General features: G+C 65.4%; 1 pseudogene. It reads right to left on the reverse strand.

Features of this window, described 5'->3' with window-relative positions:
• Positions 1 to 370: pseudogene (locus AX690_RS07380) on the reverse strand (transposase); the annotation flags it as partial.
• Between the last annotated feature and the right edge of the window lie 26 nt (positions 371 to 396).

Genomic DNA, 396 nt, shown 5'->3' on the forward strand with positions numbered 1-396 from the left:
CGTCGCCCCCATCGGCGATCATGCTTTTTTTGAGCAGGCGGATCTCGAGCGCCTGTTCGGCCACCACCTCCTTCAGGGCCGTCGATTCCCGCCGCAGATCCTTGACCTCGTCCGTGGTCGCGGCCCGGGCCGTATCGCCCGCCAGGCGGCGCTTGCCAGCCTCCATGAACTCCTTGGACCACACGTAGTACAGGCTCTGGGCGATGCCCTCCTTGCGGCAGAGCTCAGCGATGCTGTCCTCCCCGCGCAGCCCGTCCAGCACGATCCGGATCTTGTCTTCCGCCGAGAAATGCCGGCGCGTCGCACGCCGGATATCCTTCACCACCCGCTCTCCGGGCGTCGCCTTCGCGGCCAAGGGTTTTGGTCTCATCTTCGTTCCTTCGTCACTTCGACGAG

Source organism: Caulobacter sp. CCH9-E1 (assembly GCF_001556515.1).
Lineage (GTDB): Bacteria > Pseudomonadota > Alphaproteobacteria > Caulobacterales > Caulobacteraceae > Caulobacter.